Source organism: Alteromonas sp. AO-Serp (assembly GCF_017849675.1).
Lineage (GTDB): Bacteria > Pseudomonadota > Gammaproteobacteria > Enterobacterales > Alteromonadaceae > Alteromonas > Alteromonas macleodii.
In genome coordinates, this window is record NZ_JAFLMX010000198.1 from 1 (window position 1) to 988 (window position 988).

General features: G+C 47.6%; 1 protein-coding gene. It reads left to right on the forward strand.

Going from position 1 to position 988, the window contains the following annotated elements:
* Positions 1-988, forward strand: a 988-nt coding sequence (locus QVA83_RS13385) for a TonB-dependent receptor domain-containing protein (protein WP_287498548.1), incomplete at both ends; no start/stop codon positions are given.

A 988-nucleotide genomic window follows, 5' to 3' on the forward strand; every position in this document is an offset into this window, starting at 1 on the left:
GATACAACGCTTAGCCTTTTTTCTAATTTCACTTACTTCCTTGATAACCCAGAGAGAGGCGATCAATTCGAACAGGCCGACGACCGAAAAATTTATGGTGCTGAAATATTCACTACCCTTCCCTTGGCGCTTACGGATGGAAGCAGTATTACCTTAGGCGGCCAGTGGCGTTTCGACGATATTGAAAACGTGGGTTTGTATCGCACCCAAAACTTAACCCGCTTTGGCACTATTCGAGAAGACGAAATAGACAGTAACAGCTATGCACTTTTTGCCCAGTCAAACATTGTGCTAAGTGACGCATTAAGCCTTTCATTAGGAGGCAGATACGATTACTTAGATGTGGACGTTACCAGTAATCTTGGTGCTAATTCAGGAAGCGAAAGTGACGGTTTATTTACCCTTAAAGCAGGCTTGAAGTACAGTGTATCAGACCAACTTACCGCATTTGCCAACGTTGGGCAGGGCTTTCATTCCAACGATGCACGGGGAGCCACCATTAATATAGACCCGGTAAGTGGTGACGCCACCGAAGCTGCTCCCTTGTTAGTAAAGAGCCTTGGCTATGAAGCGGGCGTTAACTATACCGATAACAAAACCTATAACCTGTCTGCTGCCTTGTGGCGCCTAGAGCTTGATAGCGAGCTGGTATATGTTGGTGATGCAGGCTTTACTGAAGCCAGTCGCCCCTCCGAGAGACACGGCATTGAAGTGAGTGCCTACTACTGGATAAGCCATCACCTAACAACAGACATTGAAGCTGCGTGGACCAAAGCCCGATTTAGCGACAGCGTTGAAGGCGAAGGTCGCCACATCGATGGCACCGTGCCAGGTGTGGTGAGTGCAGGGCTAACCTACTATCAAAGAAGTAACCAACTAGGGTTCAGCTATACCTTACGAAGCCGCTACCTAAGCTCTCGCACCGTAGAAAGCTTCGATGAAATTTCACCGCCGTCAACATTTTTAGTGGTGTCTCTTATTCACATCT